25 protein-coding genes and 2 pseudogenes are annotated in these 24347 nt (G+C 39.0%); 11 read left to right on the forward strand and 16 right to left on the reverse strand.

The features are described 5' to 3' along the window. Window positions 1-321 precede the first annotated feature (321 nt). The 9 genes and pseudogenes from M1E96_RS15350 to M1E96_RS15390 all read right to left on the reverse strand — a co-directional run bounded on the left by M1E96_RS15350 (window position 322) and on the right by M1E96_RS15390 (window position 5164). On the reverse strand, window positions 322-474 hold the full coding sequence (locus M1E96_RS15350) for an AcrZ family multidrug efflux pump-associated protein (protein ID WP_081335825.1): 153 nt from the start codon (window positions 472-474) through the stop codon (window positions 322-324). A gap of 427 nt (window positions 475-901) precedes the next feature. Next, window positions 902-1255: pseudogene (locus M1E96_RS15355) on the reverse strand (terminase); the annotation flags it as partial. Continuing rightward, window positions 1252-1817, reverse strand: a pseudogene (locus M1E96_RS15360) (terminase small subunit). The pseudogenes M1E96_RS15360 and M1E96_RS15355, both read right to left, overlap by 4 nt. A 10-nt stretch (window positions 1818-1827) precedes the next feature. Further along, on the reverse strand, window positions 1828-1962 hold the full coding sequence (locus M1E96_RS15365; RefSeq protein WP_319068709.1) for a hypothetical protein: 135 nt from the start codon (window positions 1960-1962) through the stop codon (window positions 1828-1830). A 77-nt stretch (window positions 1963-2039) separates the two neighbouring features. After that, window positions 2040-2555: a lipocalin family protein gene (locus M1E96_RS15370; protein ID WP_369427199.1), complete on the reverse strand. Its 516-nt coding sequence runs from the start codon at window positions 2553-2555 to the stop codon at window positions 2040-2042. 174 nt (window positions 2556-2729) lie between these two features. Then, window positions 2730-3182: a lysis protein gene (locus M1E96_RS15375; RefSeq protein WP_319068706.1), complete on the reverse strand. Its 453-nt coding sequence runs from the start codon at window positions 3180-3182 to the stop codon at window positions 2730-2732. After that, entirely contained in the window at window positions 3179-3607 is a 429-nt protein-coding gene (locus M1E96_RS15380) for a structural protein (RefSeq protein ID WP_070929129.1), read from the reverse strand. The genes M1E96_RS15375 and M1E96_RS15380 overlap by 4 nt, the downstream gene beginning before the upstream one ends. Beyond that, window positions 3600-3914: a phage holin family protein gene (locus M1E96_RS15385; protein WP_272581371.1), complete on the reverse strand. Its 315-nt coding sequence runs from the start codon at window positions 3912-3914 to the stop codon at window positions 3600-3602. Before M1E96_RS15385 ends, M1E96_RS15380 begins: the two co-directional genes overlap by 8 nt. Window positions 3915-4168: 254 nt before the next feature. Then, window positions 4169-5164 carry a DUF523 and DUF1722 domain-containing protein gene (locus M1E96_RS15390; protein ID WP_272581373.1) on the reverse strand — a complete coding sequence of 332 codons (996 nt, stop codon included), beginning with the start codon at window positions 5162-5164 and terminating at the stop codon, window positions 4169-4171. A gap of 632 nt (window positions 5165-5796) precedes the next feature. Here M1E96_RS15390 and M1E96_RS15395 point away from each other — a divergent pair. The 8 genes from M1E96_RS15395 to gpmA all read left to right on the forward strand — a co-directional run bounded on the left by M1E96_RS15395 (window position 5797) and on the right by gpmA (window position 12084). Next, window positions 5797-6180 (forward strand): hypothetical protein, encoded by a 384-nt coding sequence (locus M1E96_RS15395; RefSeq protein ID WP_272581363.1) that lies wholly within the window; start codon window positions 5797-5799, stop codon window positions 6178-6180. Further along, complete coding sequence (locus M1E96_RS15400) at window positions 6150-6350, forward strand: hypothetical protein (protein WP_272581362.1); 201 nt, start codon at window positions 6150-6152, stop codon at window positions 6348-6350. Before M1E96_RS15395 ends, M1E96_RS15400 begins: the two co-directional genes overlap by 31 nt. Further along, the gene (locus tag M1E96_RS15405) at window positions 6351-6608 is read left to right on the forward strand and encodes an excisionase (protein WP_272581361.1); all 258 of its coding nucleotides are present in this window, start codon (window positions 6351-6353) and stop codon (window positions 6606-6608) included. It begins immediately after the preceding gene. Next, entirely contained in the window at window positions 6565-7629 is a 1065-nt protein-coding gene (locus M1E96_RS15410) for a tyrosine-type recombinase/integrase (protein WP_369113803.1), read from the forward strand. The genes M1E96_RS15405 and M1E96_RS15410 overlap by 44 nt, the downstream gene beginning before the upstream one ends. 57 nt (window positions 7630-7686) lie before the next feature. Next, window positions 7687-8472: a molybdenum-dependent transcriptional regulator gene (gene modE / locus M1E96_RS15415; RefSeq protein ID WP_272581359.1), complete on the forward strand. Its 786-nt coding sequence runs from the start codon at window positions 7687-7689 to the stop codon at window positions 8470-8472. 159 nt (window positions 8473-8631) lie between these two features. Next, window positions 8632-10104, forward strand: coding sequence for a molybdate ABC transporter ATP-binding protein ModF (gene modF / locus M1E96_RS15420; RefSeq protein ID WP_319068693.1), 1473 nt, complete (start codon window positions 8632-8634; stop codon window positions 10102-10104). A gap of 204 nt (window positions 10105-10308) precedes the next feature. Then, window positions 10309-11139 carry a CPBP family intramembrane glutamic endopeptidase gene (locus M1E96_RS15425; protein WP_319068692.1) on the forward strand — a complete coding sequence of 277 codons (831 nt, stop codon included), beginning with the start codon at window positions 10309-10311 and terminating at the stop codon, window positions 11137-11139. 192 nt (window positions 11140-11331) lie between these two features. Then, window positions 11332-12084 carry a 2,3-diphosphoglycerate-dependent phosphoglycerate mutase gene (gpmA, locus tag M1E96_RS15430; RefSeq protein WP_272581356.1) on the forward strand — a complete coding sequence of 251 codons (753 nt, stop codon included), beginning with the start codon at window positions 11332-11334 and terminating at the stop codon, window positions 12082-12084. Window positions 12085-12245: 161 nt separating this feature from the next. On the opposite strand, the gene uxaC is transcribed toward gpmA, so the two are convergent. The 3 genes from uxaC to uxuA form a co-directional block, all read right to left on the reverse strand. Next, a complete protein-coding gene (uxaC, locus tag M1E96_RS15435) occupies window positions 12246-13658 on the reverse strand; it encodes a glucuronate isomerase (protein ID WP_337979541.1) in 1413 nt (470 codons plus the stop codon). Between the two features lie 13 nt (window positions 13659-13671). Next, entirely contained in the window at window positions 13672-15138 is a 1467-nt protein-coding gene (locus M1E96_RS15440) for a fructuronate reductase (RefSeq protein ID WP_272581354.1), read from the reverse strand. 64 nt (window positions 15139-15202) lie between these two features. Next, entirely contained in the window at window positions 15203-16390 is a 1188-nt protein-coding gene (gene uxuA, locus M1E96_RS15445; protein ID WP_272581353.1) for a mannonate dehydratase, read from the reverse strand. A 384-nt stretch (window positions 16391-16774) separates the two neighbouring features. Here uxuA and M1E96_RS15450 point away from each other — a divergent pair, with 384 nt between their 5' ends. Then, window positions 16775-18070: an MFS transporter gene (locus tag M1E96_RS15450; RefSeq protein ID WP_272581352.1), complete on the forward strand. Its 1296-nt coding sequence runs from the start codon at window positions 16775-16777 to the stop codon at window positions 18068-18070. A 141-nt stretch (window positions 18071-18211) separates the two neighbouring features. Continuing rightward, a complete protein-coding gene (locus M1E96_RS15455; RefSeq protein WP_140186323.1) occupies window positions 18212-19000 on the forward strand; it encodes an FCD domain-containing protein in 789 nt (262 codons plus the stop codon). Between the two features lie 102 nt (window positions 19001-19102). Here the strand turns inward: M1E96_RS15455 and M1E96_RS15460 are convergent, their stop codons facing one another. Next, a complete protein-coding gene (locus M1E96_RS15460; protein ID WP_070925105.1) occupies window positions 19103-19789 on the reverse strand; it encodes an outer membrane protein in 687 nt (228 codons plus the stop codon). 343 nt (window positions 19790-20132) lie between these two features. Between M1E96_RS15460 and M1E96_RS15465 the strand changes: the two genes are divergently transcribed. Further along, window positions 20133-20888: a hypothetical protein gene (locus M1E96_RS15465; RefSeq protein WP_070925016.1), complete on the forward strand. Its 756-nt coding sequence runs from the start codon at window positions 20133-20135 to the stop codon at window positions 20886-20888. A gap of 48 nt (window positions 20889-20936) precedes the next feature. On the opposite strand, the gene aroG is transcribed toward M1E96_RS15465, so the two are convergent. The 3 genes from aroG to nadA all read right to left on the reverse strand — a co-directional run bounded on the left by aroG (window position 20937) and on the right by nadA (window position 24188). Further along, window positions 20937-21992 carry a 3-deoxy-7-phosphoheptulonate synthase AroG gene (gene aroG / locus M1E96_RS15470; RefSeq protein WP_140180671.1) on the reverse strand — a complete coding sequence of 352 codons (1056 nt, stop codon included), beginning with the start codon at window positions 21990-21992 and terminating at the stop codon, window positions 20937-20939. Between the two features lie 362 nt (window positions 21993-22354). After that, complete coding sequence (gene pnuC, locus M1E96_RS15475) at window positions 22355-23080, reverse strand: nicotinamide riboside transporter PnuC (RefSeq protein ID WP_070925018.1); 726 nt, start codon at window positions 23078-23080, stop codon at window positions 22355-22357. A 67-nt stretch (window positions 23081-23147) separates the two neighbouring features. After that, on the reverse strand, window positions 23148-24188 hold the full coding sequence (nadA, locus tag M1E96_RS15480) for a quinolinate synthase NadA (protein WP_369427200.1): 1041 nt from the start codon (window positions 24186-24188) through the stop codon (window positions 23148-23150). Between the last annotated feature and the right edge of the window lie 159 nt (window positions 24189-24347).

A 24347-nucleotide genomic window follows, 5' to 3' on the forward strand; every position in this document is an offset into this window, starting at 1 on the left:
GTTGTAACTAATAAGATACTTATAAGATTTTACTGAGGTATATACTCTAAATAATTCGAGATGCAGGTAGGCGACTAGCTGAGTGTAGTCAACAACCCTGCAATTTGAAGGATGACGGGTATACTCGATAAATCCCTACCGTTTCATTAGGTCTTACAACCTTCAATATAGCGATTTGTTTCGAAGTGAATTGTTGAGTTTACAAACTCTTTTTACACTTATTCGGGAAAGCACAAGTCAACCAAATATAAAAGAGCATCAATAAAAGAAAAGAGCAGCCTGTTCTCTAACAAAAACAGGCGAGCTTAAATGGAGGAAGAACTATTTATTGTTCTCGGTATGATGATGCGGAACGTGCGCTTTAGATAACAGGTTAAAGAAAGCGCCGAGGCCATAAATCAACCCCATGATCAAAAACATCACGACTGGAACCATCAACAGGGCGAAGCCCATGCTTTTTAAAATATCAAACATTAATAGCCTCTTAAGTTATTACTAGCCTACTAGCCGAACTATCTCAGCTAGGGAAAATAACGTCATGGTTAAATAATAACGTATATAATAGACAAATTACATTTCAAACGACACACTAAACGTGCTTTTTTATCACATCTCGTTGATGATAACGTCGTTCTCAACATGAAATAGGAAAGGTTATATTTATGCAGGCAGAAATCTTACTAACACTAACATTTCAATAATCACATAAATCAATAAATATCAAAAAGATAGAAATAAAATAGATTAACATTTATACAACAAAATACTACATTTCACTCTAAATACATCAATAACTTACCCCTCCATTTCGAATGAAAAAGAGGGGGAACCCCCCTCATTTTTGCATCACAATTTCGGCACAGTTCGTCACAGTGTTTTTCTCTCCGTGCTATAGCCCATGGTAATCCCAATAATCATCCGCTTCTTTACCAAAACGAAATAGCAACTCTTCACCTGTAGGCCATACCCAACGTAATTCCGAGGCTGATGCTAAAAAGCGAGCGCCGTCTTTAAACAGTCGATACATACGTTTTGATTGCGTGATGATGTCACCAAGGTTTTTGTATTCCGTATCAAATATGACACCACGCCAAAATGAGCCATAACCCACGCCAACATTACGCCTAAAACGGGCAAGTTGTGCCGCTGTTTTGCCGGGGCCTCGCGTACCTTCATACAGTATTTCATTACAGGGGCAACTCAGGGATAACGATTGAGAGCCGGGCAAAGGTTTCCAGACTACATTGTATTTCATCCACCGAGTACCTCGCCTTGTTGCTGCTGTGCCGATTTCTCCCAGTCATCCACATTGTCACAAGATGAAACCAGCATGATGTTATGCTCATTCTTAACTTTAGCTTCGATTTGCTCTTTAAATGCTTGCACTTTGACATGCTTACCTAATAGTTCTAAGTTTTTCACTTTATCAGGCCATTTGATTTCTTAAGCAATGCTTCAGTATCTTCTTCACCCGAAGAAATGGACATAATATCTAAACCACTTAGTGTGGTTCGCCAAGATTTAGGCCAATCCTTGACGGGTTTTAAGTCGCCATTCTCAGTGAGAATATCCAGCACATCCATTTGGTCGATTTCAACTAACCGCTTAAGGACATAATCAGCGTCAATTTCAACACGCTCATTCCTATTTGATTTAAGTTCTTTAATTTTGTTTTGAATGTTAACATTTACTAACAGCCGGCTTGCTTGTGCGTTAGCAGTTTTATCGCTGTACCCCGCACGAATAGCCGCTTGTGTAGCGTTCAAATCAACGAGGTACTCACGACAGAACATTTCTTGTTTATCGGTGAGTGCCATGATTACTTCCTTATTGCTGAGATAGAAACTCATTTAAGTTTCTGACTGCTTCTTGCGGAGTTCTACCTATCGCATTATCCATTCTTAATTTAGCCCTCCACCCTTGACGGGTTAGCCGGATATGTGGCTTGTTTTTGCTACTCATATTCCACCCAATAAAAAACCCGCACTAGGCGGGTCATATGATTTTCATTAATTAAAGCTTTAAATAAGAAATTAACTCTATTGAAATATCAATATTCTTTGTCTATCAAAACCATAATGGCTAGCAAAGTTAATATATTCATTTAATAACTCTGGCGGCATAGTTGGCGTGCGAGAGAGAATCCATAGATAATCTTTATTAGGTCCAACAACTAATGAATACTGATAGTTATCATCTAGCTTAATAATATTATAGCCGCCGTAAAAGGGCCCAAAGAATGAAACCTTTAAAGCCCCAGTATCCGAGGATTCAACAAAGTAAGCTTTTCCTATACTTTCCTTCCATTTTTTATTTTTGGAATCCCATCCTCTGTTCACTACTTTTACGCCTCCATCATCACGAAGAGAATAATTAGCGGAGACCTTGTTTAACCCTTTCTCAAATCGATTATCGATTCTAGCTACCTCATACCACTCCCCTAGATAACGAGATAAATCAAAATCATTAACGGGTGATATATCTTTTGGCACTTTAACACTGCAACCGTTAAGTAGCAGCATACTTAAAAACATTAGTGTTGACTTTATCTGCATTGTAACCTCACTCAGAATTCACTGATGAGATACTTTCGCATAAAAAAGGCCGCTGAGCGACCTACTTGTAATCCAGTGCGATTTGCAACTTGTTTTCTGCTTCTTGCTTATTGTGTAGTAAGTGAGCCTTCATACCACCTCACTTAATTGCGAAGAAGCCATTAAAAATCCCCGTTAGTTAGCAGGGCATTCCGTGTTTATGTAATTCTGCAAATACAATGTTTGCTTTTCGTTCTCAGCCATCATTTCTCTGAGACGCCAATAATCTTGTTCAGCTGCTTCACTAAGTCGTGCGGAGCTTTCATTGCTTCCGCTTTCGGAGGTATTCGCTTCGGGCTTTGGACATTTGGCGTTGACGTACACGCGCTTAGTGCCATTACTAACATCACTGCGCAACTGGTCAATTTCAGCTTTTGCATTTGTGAGTTCCGTTGTGTGTTTGGTGTCGAGTTCGTGAAGGGAGTTGATGCGCTTTTCGTAGTCTTCCGTGATAGCTACTTGTGCTATTAGGTCATTATTAAGCTGTTTAATTTTCTCGTTTTTACTATTTATCGAGTCACTTAAAAAGTAAATAACGCCTACCATCGAAGCCAAGATAACAATTAGCGCTTTTTCAGCCCAACTCACAGTAAACTCCACGCTTTTTCGAATGTAGCCTCACCATATGGCTGATAACCTAACTCAACGCTGACAATGGCTTTTGCTAATGCAATCCCTGTCTTTTTATCGCTGGTATCGATTTTATCCAAAACAGCTACGCCGATATCATCAGCAGCCCTTCGGATATAACCCGTTGTATTGTTTTCAACTGGCGGCGCGTACTTATTTATTATGGCCGCTACAGAATTCAGCCCATATTTACGCTGGTAAGTTTGCAGTAACTTATAGATAGCTCGAATGCCATACTCAGCGGATTGAAAACGACAGAATCGAGATTCAATGCTTGGGTCGTGAGGTAATTGCCCTTGCCATTTGTTAGCGGGGTTGTAGTCAATATTGCCGGGGTTATTGTTGCGTTCGCCTCGTGCTATTTTTCGCTGCTGATTACTCATCGCCTAGTTTCCTTTTAAATTTACGCTCAATTGTTTTTACGAACTCCGCACCAGACCAGCCAGCAATGCCAGCTATACCGCCTGCATATTCAGGAGCCCATTGAAAATATGACGCAGCAAGAAAAACGAATGAGCCAGCAAATACAGATACCAAAGCCTGAGCAATGAACATCCAGAGGCTAAACTTTTCACCATTGATGATTTTGTATGCATAGCTGGCAATAGAGCCTAGTAGCGTCATGATTACGATTAATAACTCTCTCGCCCAGCTATAACAGAAGGGGTCTTTATAAGGCATTTTCTTCATACCTCCCCCTTAGCTTGGGGCTGATTAAAGTTAATAGATAGCCGCGCACAATTTCTATGCGTCAATTAAGTGTGTGATTAGAATTCTGTGGCGGCGTATACGAAAAAAAGCCGCTTTAGGCGGCTTGTTAAAATAGAGTTGGTTTACTTCATGTCAACAGTTATACGCTAACATAACTTTTAGATCCAACATTCATATGACTGAAAGAACTAATCATATGAACAACTTTGATATACTGAAATATTACTTTAGTATCATAGTCCATATCTCAATCTCAATGACTGGGGATAAGGATGAAAATACTTTTGATTATTTAAATAATCATCAGGATATTCAGACAAATAGTGCATTATTAATGTTAAGGGTGCTAATAAAGGCTGTATTCCTTGTCGATATTCAAGAATTAACTTACTCAATGCCTGTCTTTGGTTTGATGTAAGATAGCGCTTAAAATAACCTTGGATATGCATAAGCACATTGGTGTGATTACGCCTTGTAGCTTGTTGCTTTAATAAATTCATAAACTTATTTCGGTACTCATCAAAATAAGAGTCAATTGATTCCCATTTATTGTTACTAGCAACAAAACGACCAAGTTCACGATAAAGAGGTTGCGAATGTGCTAGTAAAAGGAGCTTATATCGAGCATGAAACTCGATTAAAGAATGCCGATTAAATGAATTTTTCTTTAGTTCATTTAGCTCATGAAGAGCAAATACCCGTATAATAAAATTTTCTCGAATATGAGGATCACTTAACCTGCCATCTTCCTCAACAGGCAGCCAAGGCATTCTCTTTATTAATTGTTCAGTAAAAAGCCCCATTCCAGATTTTTTATTACCATTACCGACAGGATCATATACCCGAACTCTTTCCAAGCCACAGCTAGGTGAGTTCTTACATACAATATAACCACTTAAATTTAAAATACCATTCAAGTAAGCAGTCGAAAATAGTACCATTTCGTTAGTTAAATCGCCATCGCGACCATCACTGAATTTGAGTCTAAGGTTATTTTCTTTAGATTTAACTAACCTTAATGCAGGTCTAGGTGTCGGTAAACCAATCGCCATCTCAGGGCATGCTTGTTTGTATTCGAAATAATCGGATAACTCGTCTACAGCAAAATGGAAACGTTTATGACCACCATCAAATCTGACACTATCACCCAATAAACATGAGCTAATACCTACAGCAATTTTTTTATCTGAAGCGTTACTCATATCTTTAGATGAAAAAACATTAGCCATCATTGCCACCTTTATATAAAATCACTTATACGACTAAGTTAACATATAATAATACTGAGCTCATATTAGTAACATTGAACTTTATTACTAGCCCTATAAATCACCGCTACACATTATAATAAATTAGACAAAAAACACTCAATGGCCAGTCCTTGGAATAATTTTTGGAATACTGTGTTGTTCGAAATGGTATTGTGGAGGCATACGCTGAGAGTATATGCATTCAGGTTCTCCATGGCGTGTGTACTTCTATTCTGATAAATACAGATAACCCATGCAAGTTAGCCAATCAGCCTTGGCATTCTCCACAATGAAAACCCTACTTACTCTAATGCCGCTATGTGCAAGATAGAAGCTAGCAAATAGAGTTTTCATTGCCTAGAAAGCAAAAAACCCCACCGAAGTGAGGCTCTATAAGCTGCTGACGTTGTTGTCACTCTTATCACAATATCAGCTATTTTACGTACGTAAAGTATTTCAATGGATTTTTTCTACGTATTTATCCATCTCCAAAGTTATGATGATGGCTACCGAATTCGAAGGTCGATTGGTGAAATGTGACTTTGCAGATTTGCAACCAATGAAAGCCGAAGGCATGCCTTTTAATATTAATCATGGATAGGACATGGAGAATGAATGAATATAGCAAACTAAATGATTGGCAGATTAATCAATTGGTGCATAACTATTACGTTTGCAATGGCGAGTTTAATCTTGAGTTCACTCGTCACTCTGTGAGATGGATAAATAATAATTACGATATTACATATAAAAGAAATGAAGCAATAACTAAAATTGATCGTGATTATTTTGAGGATAAAATAATATTTCACATAATTAGAAAATTTAAAATTAACATTCAATGGAGAGATTCAGTAAATCTATCACCGCTAGCTATTCATGAGAAGTTAATAGCAGAAAGTGCAGATATATCTAGAGCTGTTCTAGAGTGCTATTTAATGATTAAAGAAGAAGGTAATTTAAAATGGATATTATCGACTCAGCAAACGAACTAGAGCAATTACATATTAAAGCCGCATTATCAAATCGCAAGGTAGCAATCAAATCATATAACGGAATGTGCATCTGGTGCGAAGAAATACCAGCAGCACCAAATAGCGCATATTGCAGTAAAGATTGTGGAGATGATTATGAAAAATATAAAAGAAAGAATGGAGGTGTATAAATGCAAACAGTCAGAGAATTCGCAAAAAAACACAGAAGAAGTGATGAAACAGTTAGACGATGGATAAACTCAGGGAAAATATACCCTGCACCAACATTTGACGGGTATCAATATTTAATACACCCATCCGCACAAAAAATAACAAACTACGAAAAGCTTACCCCAAGCATTCTATTAAATAATAACTGCAAACTGTTAAAAAGGATTGAGACAGATGGCAAGAAACAGAAGCCCCAAAAACGCACACTTACCACCTAATTTATATTGCCGGAAAGGTTATTATAGTTACAGGAATCCTGAAACTGGAATTGAGTACGGCATAGGCAGAAATAAAGCCGAGGCAGTTAATGAGGCTATCTCGGCTAATTATCAAATATTATCAGAAAAGATAAAGCCAAGTTTAGTAGAAAGAATGGCTGACTCTGGAGTTATGTTGTATCAGTGGATTTCAGAGTATCAAGAAATATTAAAAAATAGAGATTTGAAGCCTAAAACATATAAATCATATATAAGTAAGCTAAATTCAATAAAAGAATATATTCCGAACATAAGTATATCCCTAGTTACACCTCAATTAATATCTCAATTGATAAATGAAATATCAAAAACAGGTAAAAAATCCATGGCTGCTCAAGTGCGTACAACTTCGATTGACCTATTTAGGGAAGCGATAATAAAAGGAATTTTAAAAGATAATCCAGCGGAGCACACAAAGCCTCCAAAAGTGCAAGTATCACGCTCAAGGATGTCATTTTCTGACTATGAATCAATAAAAAAAGAAATATCTGCTTTTGGTGATTTCTATCCGCTGTTAATGGATTTGGCGCTTCTTACTGGTCAGAGAGCTGGTGATGTGTTAAAAATTAAACGAAGTGATATAAAAGATGGTAGATTGTTTATTACTCAAGAAAAAACAGGGATAAAAATAGCAATTCCTCTTACTTTATCCATGCTAAAATTAAGAAAATCTGTCAATGATGTACTGATATCCCCAGTGCTAGACAATAAAACTGAGTATCTATTCATAAACGAAAAGAAAAACAACCTCCCTTATATGACACTATTCAGGAGGTTTAGCTCAGCAAGGGATAATTCAGGGTTAAAATGGCCTGATAAGACCCCTCCGTCCTTTCATGAGATAAGAAGTCTGTCAGCTAGGATATACTCTGAAGAAAAAAACAGTGAGTTTGCGAAAGCGCTACTAGGGCACAAGAGCATGAAAATGACCGCTGTTTACCAAGATGAGCGCTCAAATGACTGGAATTACATTTCGGAATAATATTGAGTGATTTTGGAAAGGCTCCATATAACAAGTTGATATTTAAAAGGTTTATTTATGGATATTTTACTAACACTAAAACTACAAGGAAATTTATTTGCTGATCCTCGCCGAATTTCATTACTAAAGCAAATCCAAGCGACTGGTTCGATTAGCCAAGGAGCAAAACTTGCTGGGATCAGCTATAAAAGTGCATGGGATGCTATCAACGAAATGAATCAACTTGCTGACGATATTTTAGTAGATAGAGCGACCGGAGGTAAAGGTGGTGGTGGTACAACACTCACCCACTATGGTGAAAGGCTACTGCAACTTTATGACCTACTTGCCCAAATTCAACAAAAAGCGTTTGATGTGCTGAAAGACGACAGTTTACCTCTCGATAGCCTATTGGCTGCAATTTCACGTTTTTCATTACAAACGAGTGCCCGTAACCAATTTTTTGGTCGTTTAATTGCGCGTGATCATAACCAAGTCCAGCAGCATGTCAGCGTGTTATTGGCGGATAATAAAACCGTAATCAACGCCGCGTTAACCGAGCAAAGTGCCAACCGTTTAGGGTTGACTGAAGGTAAGGAAGTACTCGCTTTAATTAAAGCTCCTTGGGTGAAACTGAGCAAACAGCCGACTCTCGCTAATGAATTCGATAATGCCTTAAACGGTAAAATAACGACTCTTGAACGTGGTAAAGAAAATAGTGAGGTACTTATTACGCTCTCAGGAGGAGAAACACTGTGCTCAACGCTCAACAACCAAGAAGTCGATAACCAACAACTTAAGCTTAATGATAGCGTGACAGCTCTATTTAATGCCGATCAAGTGATCATCGCCACGCTGTGTTAATCCTTTCACACTTACTTATTTACTTTAAATAGGTAAGTGCTTGCTTCTTTTTTGTGCCTTTCCTCCCTTGAGTTATTGACTTTATCGGCAATCCTGATTATTTGTGGAGAAGACAGATAGGTAAATAACGAATGATAAAAAGAGAATAAAGGAAGTAATATGGCATCAATCACCCTGCATCATAGTAGCTTTAGGCTAAGTGACTCACAAACTCTCGACATTCCAGATTTGCTCATTAATCAACATGAAAGCTGGGCTTTTATTGGTGCCAATGGCAGTGGAAAATCTTCACTGGCGAAAGCATTAACGGGTGAACTCAATCCCTTATCTGGTATTGTGGAAAACAGTTTTCTATCGCCTATACGCCTATCTTTCGAGCAACTGCAAAAAATTATTAATGATGAGTGGCAACGTAATAACACCGATTTGCTCAGTGAAAACGAAGAAGATACCGGATATACCGCAGCTGAAATTATTCAACTAAACCATAAAGACAATGAATATTGTTTAGAGCTCGCCAGTAAATTTGGCATCAGCGACCTGCTTTCACGACGCTTTAAATACCTATCCACAGGAGAAACGCGTAAAGTTTTACTGTGCCAGACACTAATGGGGCAACCTGATTTATTGATCCTTGATGAGCCTTTTGATGGCCTTGATGTTTTTTCCAGAAATAACCTCAGTGAGCTATTGTCCAATTTGTCTGAAAAAGGGCTCACGATTGTACTTATACTCAATCGATTCGATGAGTTACCTGACTTTATTGAAAATATGGGTGTGGTAGCTGACTGTAAACTTACATTATCTGGAACCCGTGAGTCAGTACTTGCTAACACACTAATTAGCCAGCTACAGCATAGTGAAAACCTTAAACATTTAACTATTCCAGAAGTGGAAGATCCCACCGCGCAAGTTACTTTATCTGATGATATTCCCCGCGTGATCTTAAATAATGGTGTAGTCAGTTATAATGATAAGCCCATCTTGCACGGCTTGAACTGGCAAGTTAACCCTCATGAGCACTGGCAAATTATTGGTGAAAATGGTGCAGGAAAATCAACGCTACTCAGTTTAATTACAGGGGACCACCCTCAAGGTTACAGCAATGATTTGACGTTATTTGGCCGTCGCCGAGGAACCGGAGAAACCATTTGGGATATCAAACGTCACATTGGCTATGTCAGCAACAGTATTCATCAAGAGTACCGTGTCGCAACCAGTGTATTAAATGTGATTATTTCAGGATTCCATGATTCTATTGGCTTATATCAAACCCCGTCAGATAGACAAGTACAATTAGCTTATCAATGGCTTGCTCTGCTCGGTTTTAGCAAACAAACGGCTCAACTGCCTTTTCATAGCTTATCATGGGGACAACAGCGATTAGTATTGATTGCGCGTGCACTGGTTAAACACCCTGCTGTGCTGATTTTAGATGAACCACTACAAGGGCTTGATGGTTTAAATCGCCTGTTGGTATTACGCTTTATTGATATCATGCTCAGTCAAGGCACTACGCAACTATTATTCGTCACCCATCACCAAGAAGATGCGCCAGCTTGCATTACTCATCGTTTAAAATTTGTTCCTGATAACGGTCAATATCGTTACGAAATAGAAGAAACCCGATGACCCCACCAGCTATGGCCGCAGACAGTTCGGCCATAGTTAATCTATTGATTATCTATCGATACAATATATAACTGTATAATATTATTATCTTATTTTCATATAATAACTATTTTCTCTATTTTTATCTCGGAAAATGTAACTAAATCATTAGAATGTGCCACCTTCAATAATTCAAATAGATTTTAAAATTTTTTGAGGTTCACTATGACCTGCTGGTTTGTTTTAGCAGCTTCGCTTGCTACACTCGCAACTCATCGATTAACAGCAATATTTTTACTGTTATTGGCTACTGGTATTGCACTGTATACCCATGTTTTAGGTTGGCAAGCCATGTGGCTATTAGTCGCCATTAGTGCAGTTGGCGTGATACGTTGGCGCTTTCAACATCATTTAGCCATCAAAATTGTCAGTGAAATTATCCTTATCGCTTGCGCAATTGGCCTGTTTATTCATGCTTTTTCTGGTTTCAATAATTTAAAATACCTTGATAGGGTCACCGTAGGTGAGCAAAGCTTACCCTTTACCATGTATTTTAATTTTGATAAGGCATTGATGCCATTTATTCTGTTACTTTGCCTACCAAGTCTTTTCACCACAAAAGCCGTCAAAACAGCACAACCATGGCAATGGTGGCTATTAATCGTAGCAGTGCCTGTGTTACTCGTTATTGCCACCCTTGCTGGTGGGCTAGGTTTTGAAAAACATTTTCCTAATTGGCTCCCCATTTTTATCATCTGTAACCTGTTATTTGTGTCACTTGCTGAAGAAGCGCTTTTCCGTGGTTATTTACAGCAAAGACTCACCCAATGGCTCAACTCCCCTTACCTTGCACTTATGATTAGTGCCTTGTTATTTGGTGGCGCACATTTTGCCGGAGGTCCTTTACTGATGCTGTTTGCTACCCTCGCAGGTATCATTTATGGGTTGGCATGGATGTGGAGTGGAAAATTATGGCTTGCTGTATCGTTTCACTTCGGGTTAAATCTAGTACATCTGTTATTTTTCACTTACCCAGTAAAAATGTTTACTGGATAAAAAACAAGCAAATTAGAAGGTGTTTTTCCACTTCATAAGCGAAATTTTTATCCAGTTAGCTCACTTATCATCACTTTTTTGATTTGGTTTGGGTAAAACATCAGTTGTGACTAGCGTTCGGATTCACTATCCCTATAATGTAAGTCAGCAATGATTCATTTTAATTTGAATGTACTGATAGGAGTTTAAGCTATGGCTGTAACTAAACTGGTTTTGGTAAGACACGGTGAAAGTGAGTGGAACAAAGAGAACCGTTTCACTGGCTGGACTGATGTTGAGCTGTCAGACAAAGGCCGCGAAGAAGCAAAAATTGCAGGTCAGCTGCTGAAAGATGAAGGCTTTGTCTTTGATTTCGCATATACCTCAGTGCTAAAGCGTGCGATCCATACCTTATGGAACATCCTTGATCAGGTCGATCAGCAATGGCTGCCTGTTGAAAAAAGCTGGAAACTGAATGAACGTCACTACGGTGCACTACAGGGCCTAGACAAATCAGAAACAGCAGCAAAATATGGTGATGAGCAAGTTAAACTGTGGCGTCGTGGTTTTGCTATCACCCCACCAGAGCTGACTAAAGATGATGAACGCTTCCCAGGCCATGATCCGCGCTATGCAAAACTGTCTAGCGCAGAACTGCCAGTGACTGAAAGCTTAGCAACCACTATCGAGCGTGTTGTTCCTTATTGGGAACAAGAAATCAAGCCACGTGTTGAAGCTGGCGAGAAAATCATTATCGCAGCTCACGGTAACTCACTGCGTGCTTTGGTTAAATATTTGGATAACATGGGCGAAGAAGAAATTCTTAATCTGAACATCCCAACCGCAGTGCCATTGGTTTATGAGTTCGACGAAAACATGAAACCAATCAAACACTACTATTTGGGTAACCAAGACGAAATCGCTGCAAAACAAGCGGCGGTAGCGAACCAAGGTAAAGCTAAATAATTTTAGCCCAGACTGCTGACAAACGTATTCTGTTTGGCGGCAGTCGTTAAGGTTTTTGAAATAAACAGTCAATCAGCCTCTTTTAAAGAGAGGGTTACAGACTGATAGTAAAAAGCCTGACACAGATACGTATCAGGCTGAATAACAAAGTGTTCTTAAATTCATTTATCTGAAAAATAATTAACTGCATTATTAAAGCAGATATCTTGCACAAGCTGACCTAACATCTCTTCATCATTAGGCACTTCACCATTTACTGCCCATGTACCTAACATATTGCATAAAATACGACGGAAATATTCATGACGAGTATAAGACAGGAAGCTGCGTGAGTCAGTCAACATACCAATAAATTGACTTAATAAACCCAGCTGTGAAAGCTGTTCAAGCTGACCTAACATGCCATCTTTTTGATCGTTGAACCACCAGCCCGACCCAAACTGGATCTTGCCTGCGATACCGCCACCTTGGAAATTACCGATCATCGTGGCTAATACCGCGTTATCACGTGGATTTAAACAATATAGGATCGTTCTTGGTAACTCATTACTTTTATCCATTTCATCGAGTAAACGAGAGAGCGGGTAAGCAATAGGGTTATCACCAATTGAGTCAAAGCCACTGTCTGCGCCTAATAATGCAAACATGCGACTATTATTATTTCGTAGTGCACCAATATGTAATTGCATTGCCCAATTTCTTTTTGCGTATTGTTTACCTAACCAAACAAGCACAGCGGTGGAAAATTGAGCAATAGACAACTCATCAAGAGGTTTTCCATTAAGCCTATTTTGTAGAATTGTGTCTAAGACCTTTTCCTCTGGAATTGGTGCATAACGTAGCACTTCTATACCGTGATCAGAGGCGATACAACCATGCTTATCAAAGTGGTTTAGGCGTGCACCTAAAGCTGCTAATAAATCACTAAAACGACTAATTTCAATATCTGCTGTTTGTCCTAATTTATTGATATAATCCACAAAACCATCAAGCTCAATTTTAAACGCTCTATCTGGGCGCCAACTTGGTCGAACTTTAATATTGAAAGTATCATCTTGCGCAATTTGTTGATGATATTCTAATGAATCGATTGGATCATCGGTTGTACCTACCATATGAACATTCATTTGCTGCATAATTCCACGAGCTGACCATTGGGGTTGAGCCAATTTTTCGTTCGCCATATGCCAAATAGCTTCCGAGGTATCAGGGGAAAAAAGCGTGCCAGTAATGCCAAACGGGCGACGCAGCTCCAAATGCGTCCAATGGTATAACGGATTGCCTAACGTCATAGGAACCGTTTTTGCCCAAGCTTGATATTTTTCGTAATCGCTTGTTTCACGACCAGTAATGAGAGACTCAGGGATCCCTGCTGAGCGCATGCCACGCCATTTATAATGATCGCCTTCTAACCAAATTTGCCCGAGATTCTCAAACTGGCGGTTTTCTGCAATCTCACGAGGGTTCAAGTGGCAGTGATAATCATAAATTGGCATTGCCGCGGCATAATCATGATAGAGACGACGGGCAACTTCATTATTGAGCAAAAAATCTTCACAAAGAAATGTTTTCATATCAGTATCCAATTTAAAGCTGCGCAACGGCTTGGCGCACGCCAAGATCGAGTATTTGTTGATAGGCTAATTTAATCGTCGCCACAAAATGTGGATTTTGAGGGAGCTCAATACCGAAAATGGCATCAATAGCAAGCAAATCATCGACAACAGAAACTGCTAAACCATGCTTTGCATAAATTGCGGCAAAAGTATCAACAAGAGGGTCACGTACATCAATTTTTTTCCCCTGCTCATCTACACCCGCGACATAACGCATCCAACCTGCAATACCCAATGCTAAATGGCGATAACTCGATTGGTTTTCGATATGCCACGCTATGGGATCTAATAAACGCTGTGGAAGTTTTTGACTACCGTCCATCGCGATTTGCCATGTTTGATGTTTCAACGACGGATTCGTAAAGCGATCAATTAAACTATTAGCATAAGCTTTTAAGTTAACCTCTTCAGGCATAATGAGGGTCGGTGCTTGCTCATCCAACATTAATGCCTGAGCAGCACGGCGATAATCGGGGTTAGCCATAGTATCAGCAATATGTGCATATCCACCTAAGTAACCAAGGTAGGCTAAGAAAGAGTGACTACCATTTAGCATTCTTAATTTCATCAATTCGAATGGAACAACATCTTCAACAAATTGCGCACCTGCACAATTCCATTCAGGCCGACCATTCACAAAGTTATCTTCAATCACCCATTGACGAAAAGGTTCGCACGCAATAGCGCAATCATCCTTAACGCCTAAAAGCTCCGCGATTTCAGCCAAAGTTTCTGCTGTTGCAGCAGGAGCGATGCGGTCAACCATTGCGCAGGGAAATGTCACATTAGCTTCTATCCACTCAGCCAATTCAGCATGTTGTAATTTCGCTAACCCTAAAACCGCTTCCCGCGCTACATGGCCGTTTTCACGAACGTTATCACAAGAAAGAACGGTAAATGGCGGCAACTTGCGTTCCGCTCTTCGTTTTAATGCCGCAGTAATATACCCAATTGCCGATGTAGGCTGATTTGGTGTTGCTAAATCTTGTTGAATAAGTGGATTATTTTTATCTAATTTTCCTGTTGCAGGATCGACACAATAACCTTTTTCAGTGATAGTCAGAGAAACAATGCTAACAGAAGGCGAAGCCATTTTTTCAATAATGGCATCAACACCATCAATAAGTGAGTGCATGGCTTCTTTCATCGAGCCAATAATTTTTAATTCTGTATGCGTTTCAGCCTTTTCCGCTACCGTATACAACATGGATTGTTGTTTTAGCTTTTTTATCAAATCAGCACCATGTTTAGACATTAAATTGACTTCACAGTAGCCCCAATCACTGTCTGTTTTTTCTAATACGTGATGAGTATAGAGAGCTTGGTGAGCACGATGAAAAGCGCCACAACCAATATGTACGATGCGGGTGGTGAGACGATCTGTTGTCCAGTTTGGGCGGCGTGCATTAATTGTTGCAGTAACGATATTTTTGTCCATGATGATCCCCTGTTGACAGGCAGTTAATAGTCTTTGACCGCCTGTCAAAGCCAACTGTAAGAGATTATTTTTTTGGATAGAATGCGCGATGAATCCCTAATTCTAATCCTCTTAGTTCTGCAAGTCCTTTTAGACGACCGATCGCAGAGTAACCCGGATTTGTTTTTTTCTTTAAATCATCAAGAATTTGGTGCCCATGATCTGGACGCATCGGAATTAATTCGCCTGAATCGTTTTGCAAGCGGCGATGTTCTTCTTCTGCAACTGCACAAATGACCTTATACATATCAACATCGCCGGCTAAATGCGCGGCTTCATGAAATGTATTTGGATTTTCTTCTCGTAATGTTGAACGCAAATGCAGAAAATAAATACGCGAGCCAAATACACGGATCATATTCACTAAATCGTTATCAGCTCTTACCCCATATGAACCTGTACACATTGTGTAGCCGTTCGCATCACTGTCCACAGTGTCTGCTATCCACTGCATATCTTCAATCGTTGAAACGATACGAGGTAAACCTAAAATTGGACGAGGTGGATCATCAGGGTGAACGGCCATTTTCATGCCTATCTCTTCTGCAACTGGAATGATTTTCTTTAAGAAATAAGCAAAATGTTCACGTAATTTATTTCTATCAATATTTGCGTAACGTTTTAAGTGCTGACGAAATTGTTCAAGGGTATATTTTTCTTCTGCACCGGGTAAGCCAGCGATAATATTATTAACAAGCTTTTGCTTCTCTTCATTGCTCATTAATTCAAAACGTTGTTTTGCCTGAATTTGTTCTTCAGCAGAATAATCTTGTTGTGCGTTGTCTCGCTGTAATAAATAAATATCAAATACAGCAAAAGCAATTTGATCAAAACGCAACGCTTTTGAGCCATCTGGAAGCTCATATTCTAAGTCAGTACGAGTCCAATCAAGTATTGGCATAAAATTATAACAGACAGTACGGATCCCACAGCTAGCAAGGTTACGCATCGATTGTTGGTAATTTGCTATCAATCTATCATAGTCACCTGTTTGTGTTTTGATATCTTCATGAATAGGGATACTTTCCACAACTGCCCACTCTAATTGATTAGCTTCAATTAAATCTTTGCGTTTTTGTATTTCGTCAACACTCCAGACTTCTCCGTTTGGAATATGATGAAGCGCCGTGACAACCCCTGTTGCACCAGCCTGACGAATATCAGATAGAGAAACCGAATCATCTGGTCCGTACCAACGCCAAGTTTGTTTCATACTTAACCTCGTTTATATGTCACTAATGCTGCCTAATCGACTAATAAGTTCTTTTTACCGATTTGCTATGCCGTATTTTAGAACTGGTCGTCATTTAACTTATTTAATAAAAATTGTGTCACGATGTTGGCTCAAGATCTATAAAGGTTAGCTATTTTGGTTAACCAAATCACAAATATATACTAATTTTGGTCGCCCAATACAAAAGTAAGAGACAACTCACAAAATAAAGCCTTTATTTTATGCAGAATCCAGAACAGCAAAATAGAAGATTTACCGATTTTAAACTATTTTCCTCATTGGTTGACCAATATTTATTTTAACAGGATTAACCATTTATTCATTCAGGATTACTAGAAAAATATAAAACGTAAAAGGCTGATTATGAAAAAGTTAAAACATTATCGATGGTACATCATTCTTTTGGTTTGCTTTATTACCATAATTAACTACTTAGATAGAACAGCACTTGGTGTTGCCGCTCCTACTATCATGGAAACAACAGGGATCACAAAAGAACAATACTCATGGATTGTGAGTGCATTCCAGTTCGCCTACACAATTGGTCAACCGATTATGGGTTTCTTTATTGATACTATCGGTTTGAAATTAGGGTTCTTTATTTGTGCATTAATTTGGGGCTTAGCCACCATGGGACACGCATTGACAGGTTCATGGCAAGGTTTAGCTTTTATGCGCGGGATCATGGGATTCAGTGAAGCGTCCGTCATTCCTGCTGGTGTTAAAACAGCATCGACTTGGTTTCCAGCTAAAGAACGAGGCATTGCTACGGGTGTCTTTAATATGGGAACGTCGTTTGGTGCGATGTTAGCACCACCATTAATTGCTTGGGCTATCTTATTTCATAGCTGGGAATTTGCATTCATCATCGCGGGCATATTAGCAATTATTGCCGCATTTTTTTGGTTTTTCTTATATAAAGATCCAAAAGATGCCAAAAGATTATCAGATGAAGAACGCGCCTATATCGAAGATGGACAAGAAAAACACCTTCAATCATCTAAAAAAGAATCTACTTCTATCAAAAATATTTTGAAACAACGTAATTTCTGGGGAATTGGTATCTCTCGTTTTCTTGCTGATCCAGCTTGGGGAACGATCAACTTCTGGGTCCCTATTTTCTTTGTGGAAACCCTAAATTTTAGCCTTAAAGAAATCGCTATGTTTGTTTGGTTACCGTTCTTAATGGCAGATTTAGGTTGCTTAGCAAGCGGCTTTGTTGCCAAGTTCTTAAATGATCGTGGTATTTCATTAATCAATTCACGTCGTATTACTTTCACCATTGGCGCTATTTTAATGACGACAATTGGCTTAGTCAGTATTGTTGAAAACCCTTATATCGCCGTTTTACTGATTAGTATTGGTGGATTCTCCCACCAGTTATTATCAACAGTTGCAGCCACATTAAGCGCTGATTTATTTAAAAAGAATGAAGTTGCAACAGCCGTTGGTATGGCAGGCGCATGTGCTTGGACGGGTCAGTTAATCTTTAATTTATTTATCGGTGCTTTTGTCGGCATTATCGGTTTTGGTCCCTTCTTTGTCGCTTTAGCGGCCTTTGATTTGATTGGCGCAGCGGTTTTGTGGATCCTCATCAAAGAGAACAAAGACCCCGAAGAGACTAAGCATGATGAAGATAGTTTATTAGCAACATCATAATTAGCTCAAATTATTTGAAAAGACGCCAAATTTCGCTTCTCGCGTCTTTTCATTTATTTTTTTTACTATTATTTGATATGAGCTATTTTTGGTCGACCAATATCTGTTAAACTAAAAGCAATAAAAGTTAAGTATTAATTGATGATTAATCTAATGACACAGTTTACTGAATATAAACGCCCCTATCAGCAAGTCGGCCATGCTTTACGCCAAATGATCGCCAATATGAGCTACGCAATTGGTGACAAACTTCCACCAGAACGAGAAATTGCTGAAATGCTAGATGTTTCTCGAGCTGTTGTACGCGAAGCATTAATTATGTTGGAAATTGAAAATCTTATTGAGGTACGAAAAGGCTCAGGGGTTTATGTCATCGCACTGCCTCAATGCAAGGGAACAGCTGATGAGGAGGATAGAGCCGATGATTCGGCATTGAACGCCGCAGGACCTTTTGAATTACTTCAAGCGAGACAGCTATTAGAAAGTAATATTGCAGAGTTTGCAGCAACACAGGTTACACCCGTAGATATTGCGAATATGAGAAAAGCACTGCAAAGAGAAAAAAATGAGCTAAAAACGGGAGAAGATGAAACGGGTGATCGTGAGTTTCACCTCGCTATAGCACAAGCAACACACAACAGTATGTTAGTCGAACTTCTGAAGCAATCATGGGAATGGCGCGAAAACAACCCTATGTGGCTTAAATTGCATTCGCGGATCATCGATAAAGACTACAGAAAAGAGTGGATGTCGGATCATGAAGTCATTCTAGCGGCAATGATTAAAAAGGATCCCGTTGCTGCAAAATCAGCAATGTGGCAACACCTTGAAAACGTGAAACAGAGATTGTTAGAACTTTCTGATGTCGACGATCCTAATTTTGATGGATATCTATTTAACTCTTATCCTGTTGACTTTATTCGTAACTAAATGGAAAAATCGCGATCTGATTAATCTATTTCAAATAGATATAAGGGGTAAACCATTTGGCTTCCCCTTTTTTACGACATAACCAATGAATCAGACTAAAACTTAAAACAAATATCTCACCCCGAGCACTAGCTCTTGTGATTTAAGATGTGCTTTCATTTGCTCATCTTGCAACCCTCTCGCATTACCAAATCGATTCATACCACTCTCAATCTTACCTAAATCGACATAGCGGTAACCTAAATCAAAATTCAGTTTATCAATAGGCTCATAACTGACACCTGCACCAAGAGAGTACGCCAAATTAGTATCAGTATTGCTTGCATATTGGCGAGAGCGATTTCCTTGCCATCCTGATGATTTCACTTTTGCAATACCAATACCTACAGTACCATAAACGGAAATACCTTGGTAAATTTCATAATCGCGATAAGCATTTAACATCAGGCGCTGTGCTTCCGTTTTGTGATGATTAAAGCTGGTTGGAAAAGCTGTTGAACCACTAGTATATTCTGCTTTCTTATTAAAAGTATATTCAGCCTCAGTTCGCCATCCGTTACCATACTGATAACCAGCCGCAAGGGATGCATTATAGAAATCATCCTTATCATCACCTGAGACAAATTGGCCAATACCTGGGCGGCTACTGGTATCCATGCTATCTGCTTTTTGCCAAACTTTAGCAACGCGAGCAGAGCCATAATATCCTTCATTACTCGTTGATGCAGAAGCAGTTCCTAATGTAGCCAATAAGGCCAGTGACAGAGATGCAAGTTGTAATTTCTTCATCATATAATCCCATTTAGTTATAGTAACGAAACGCAATTATTTGACTTAAAGCAAATTAAAGAAAGTACTTATTTTTGAATGATTCGTTCATTTTTATTGAATAAGTAGAACTAAAACTCTAGGTAAAAAGGGCAAACAAACCAAAAATTCGAGTAAATGCAGAATATAAACAACTAAGATAAATCTGAATTTATTTTATGTTCAATAAACAACCCAAATCGAATAGCATTCCCCCACTTTTATATTTTGTTAACTAGAAACATTTTAATTTGTCATGATAGCACTCGACAGCCTATATTTTTGTGGCACAATTCGTTGTAATAACGGACTAATCGAGAAATATATGAGTAAATTCAATCTTTATGTTTGGGTGGGCTTAGTACTTAATACCGCCCTACTCGGAACATTATTGTATATGATACAAACGGGCGAATTAATTATTGATGGCTCTAATGGCGCACAAAATGCGCAACTGATGAAGGTGCTAATGATTATCGCCTGCGTGAGTTTCCCTATTCAGTTGATCAGCATGATGATCATGAGCTATAAACCAAGGGTCGCGATTGCTGTCGCGTTAATGAGTAGCTTGGCATTAATGCCTATCACGATCGTCTTTTTATGCGGAATGATTTTTTCTGCAATTCGCTGGCGTTTCCATCAACTTGAAACCTTTGATCCCACTATCAATGTCGATTTCGAAACCAAATTAACCTTTAATAATCGCCATAACAGTATCAGAGCGATTGCTCTTGGCTTAATCAGCGTGATATTTATCGTGTTGAGTCAAAGCTTGGGAATGTTTTTATTAGTGTTGGCGATCATTTTATTTGTTTTAGGAAAACGCATTAATGGTACTCCTTATTTAGCCATCAAAGGAGAACATGTTTATATCAGGCCAAGTCTGTTTGCTTTTTGCTATCGCATCCCATTAAAAGATGTGACGTATTTAAGAAATGAAAAAAATAATGTGCTATTCCAAGCAAGAATTGAAAACGCGCCAGTAAATCAGCAGCTGATCCCCCTCTCAATATCACTACAGAATTTAGCTGAAGAGGATAAAACTAAACTAGCCGCTGTACTAGAAAGAGTCCCTCATTAAGATAAAAAGCCAGTATGGCCTATCATACTGGCTTCACTCAAATACCCGTTATTTTTGACGACGAGCAATCACGGCATCAGATAACTGACGCAATACTTTTTCGGTGTCGTCCCAACCAATGCATGCATCAGTCACACTCTTTCCGTACACCAAAGGCTCACCAGATTCTAAACTTTGATTGCCCTCAACAAGATGACTTTCAATCATCACTCCTGTGATAGAACGATCACCTTGGCGTAACTGCTCACTCACATCATCTGCAACGATCATTTGCTTTTCAAACTTTTTGCTGCTATTTGCGTGGCTGAAATCGATCATAATACTTGGAGTCAGCCCTGCATTTACTAAGCCTTCACGCACCGCTTTAACATGTTCGGCACTGTAGTTTGGTTCCTTACCACCACGTAAAATAATGTGACAATCAGGGTTACCGCCAGTATTCACTATTGCGGAATGCCCCCATTTAGTCACCGATAAAAAACAGTGTGGCGAACGAGCTGAATTAATTGCATCGATTGCAATCTTGATGGTGCCATCCGTACCATTTTTGAAGCCAACAGGGCAAGATAAACCTGATGCTAGCTCACGGTGAACCTGAGATTCTGTGGTACGCGCCCCTATCGCTCCCCAACTCATTAAATCGGCAACATATTGAGGGCTGATCATATCAAGGAATTCACCTGCTGTTGGCAAACCTTGATCATTGATGGTCACGAGTAGCTCACGAGCAATACGTAAACCATCATTGATATTGAAACTATTATCCATATGCGGATCGTTAATTAACCCTTTCCAACCGACTGTGGTACGTGGTTTTTCAAAATAAACACGCATCACAATTTCAAGTGAACCTTTTAGCTCTTCACGCAGTTTATTTAGGCGCTGAGCATATTCTAATGCCGCTTTAGTATCATGGATAGAACAGGGGCCAATTACCACCACTAGGCGATCATCTTCACCTGACAAGATATTGTGGATGGCAAGACGTGCTTCATGAACGGTAAACGCCGCTTTGTCTGTCGCAGGAAATTTTTCTAATAATGCGATAGGTGGCAATAATTCTTTTATTTGTTTAATTCTGACGTCATCGTTCTGATAGTTCATACTCTTTTAATCCAGTGGTTATTTTGTTTTCTATATTGATGATTTACATACCTTATAAACAGCCGATGGTAAGCACTTACATTGAAGTGAAGAGCGAGTTGAAATGATCTTCTTACCACTGACAATACTGCGATTTGAAAGACAGCAGGTATCGAAATTTTAATCTAACCGTTCAGCTCTCTTCTGTAAACAGCTAAACGAGCTAGTAAATTATCACTTTTAGGCGCTAGAATTATAAAATGAGGCTAAAGGCGATTAAGCTGCGCAATAGCCCCATATTAGAGAGAAATTTCAGAGTAAAAATAAACAAAAATGGCAAAACTACGACAATGTTACTTTCACCATTTTATGATTAATTTTTGTCACAACGCACTCGATAGTGGTGAAGAGCCGTTTTGTTTGGCTGATTTGATCCATAATCTTGAGCCATTTAATGCAATACCCAGCAAAATTAAATATTCTAACGACATGGCATAGACCCCCTGCTTATAGAACACCACAATGCTAATGACATTAATCACGACCCATAGCAGCCAATTTTCAACGTATTTTCTTGTCATTAAAATCATCGCCACAACTGACAACACCGTCATAGTGGAATCCCAGAAAGGAAATGCATCTGGTTCCAACACTGGCATTTGTAAATTGGCGCCAAACAGATTTAACACTTCAACTGCCCATGCCGCTAACACACCAAATACCATATCAATATTGAAAGTTAAGTAAGTAATGACTAACACAGAAATAACTAACGTGATTGCCGCTTTTGGAAAACTTAACCAGCGGATCTTCAATTCAGTCTGTTGACTGCTATCAACGCGACTCCATGCATACCAACCATAAATGTTGGCAATAAAGAAGAACACTTGCAAAAGTAAGTTAGCATATAACTGAATTTGGAAAAAAATCACCCCAAATAAAGTGACGTTGATTAAACCAAACAAATAGTTAATCGTTTTTTCAAAACTCGCGAGTAAAATACACAGTAAACCAGCTACCGTGCCAACGGCTTCTATGTATGACAGCTCATAAATACTATTCCACAAAGGAATATTCACTAAAATATTACTTGTGCTAAAGAAATCCATCCCAAGATCCTTATTTAATCATGTGTGATACATCGTATATTGATACTGACCTACAACCAACCTTCTTCTATTTTAGACTCTCTGCAAAATCTAGCATTCTATTTAATGGTTGCATTGCTTTTTCACGTAACGTTTCACTCACATGAATTTGGTGCTGTTCACCATGGCTTTCTAGCGCCTGTGCGATAGCTTGTAGGCCATTCATTGCCATCCAAGGGCAATGAGCACATGTACGGCAAGTTGCACCTTCACCCGCAGTAGGTGCGATATATAATGATTTATCAGGACATGCCTGCTGCATTTTATAAAAGATACCTTTATCAGTCGCAATGATCATCGATGGGTTAGGTAAAGTCTGCGCGGCTTTAATTAATTGACTGGTTGAACCAACTGCATCAGCAAGGTCAACAATAGCTTGAGGAGATTCAGGATGAACAAGAATAGCCGCTTCCGGATATAATGCCTTCATTTTCATCAAAGATTGCGTTTTAAACTCATCATGAACAATACAGGCTCCCTGCCAACATAAAATATCGGCACCTGTTTTTTGCTGTACATAACGGCCTAGATGACGATCTGGCGCCCAAATAATTTTCTCACCTAAACTGTCTAAATGGTCAATCAGCTCAACAGCAATACTTGAGGTCACTACCCAATCTGCACGTGCTTTAACTGCCGCAGAGGTGTTTGCATACACCACAACAGTACGGTCGGGGTGTTGATCACAAAAGCGAATAAAATCCTCTTCTGGACAACCTAAATCAAGTGAACACTCTGCTGCTAAAGTTGGCATTAATACATTTTTTTCTGGACTGAGAATTTTAGCTGTTTCTCCCATAAAACGTACTCCCGCAACCAATAGCGTCGAAGCGGGATGTCGAGCGCCAAAACGCGCCATTTCCAATGAATCTGCGACACACCCCCCAGTTTCTTCTGCCAATGCTTGTATTTCAGGATCAGTGTAATAATGTGCCACGATCACTGCATTTTTTTCGGCCAATAATGATTTGATGCGCTCACGGTAAAACGTTTTTTCATCAGAGCTTAATAACGCAGGTTTAGGGGGGAATGGATAAACTGACTGGTTAAAATCAATAAACTCACTCATAATTAGCCTCTGTTTAGCATAATGCAATTTTACCGCAAAAATTACGTGTAAAATGACTCAATAACCGGTTTTTTGTTTTATATACTAAACAAGATACGCTAAATTTCTAAGGATGTCTTCTCGATTTTTGTTTAATTGTCTACTTTGCGACTTAAATAC

Source organism: Providencia sp. PROV236, assembly GCF_033676985.1.
GTDB classification, from domain to species: Bacteria; Pseudomonadota; Gammaproteobacteria; order Enterobacterales; family Enterobacteriaceae; genus Providencia; species Providencia manganoxydans.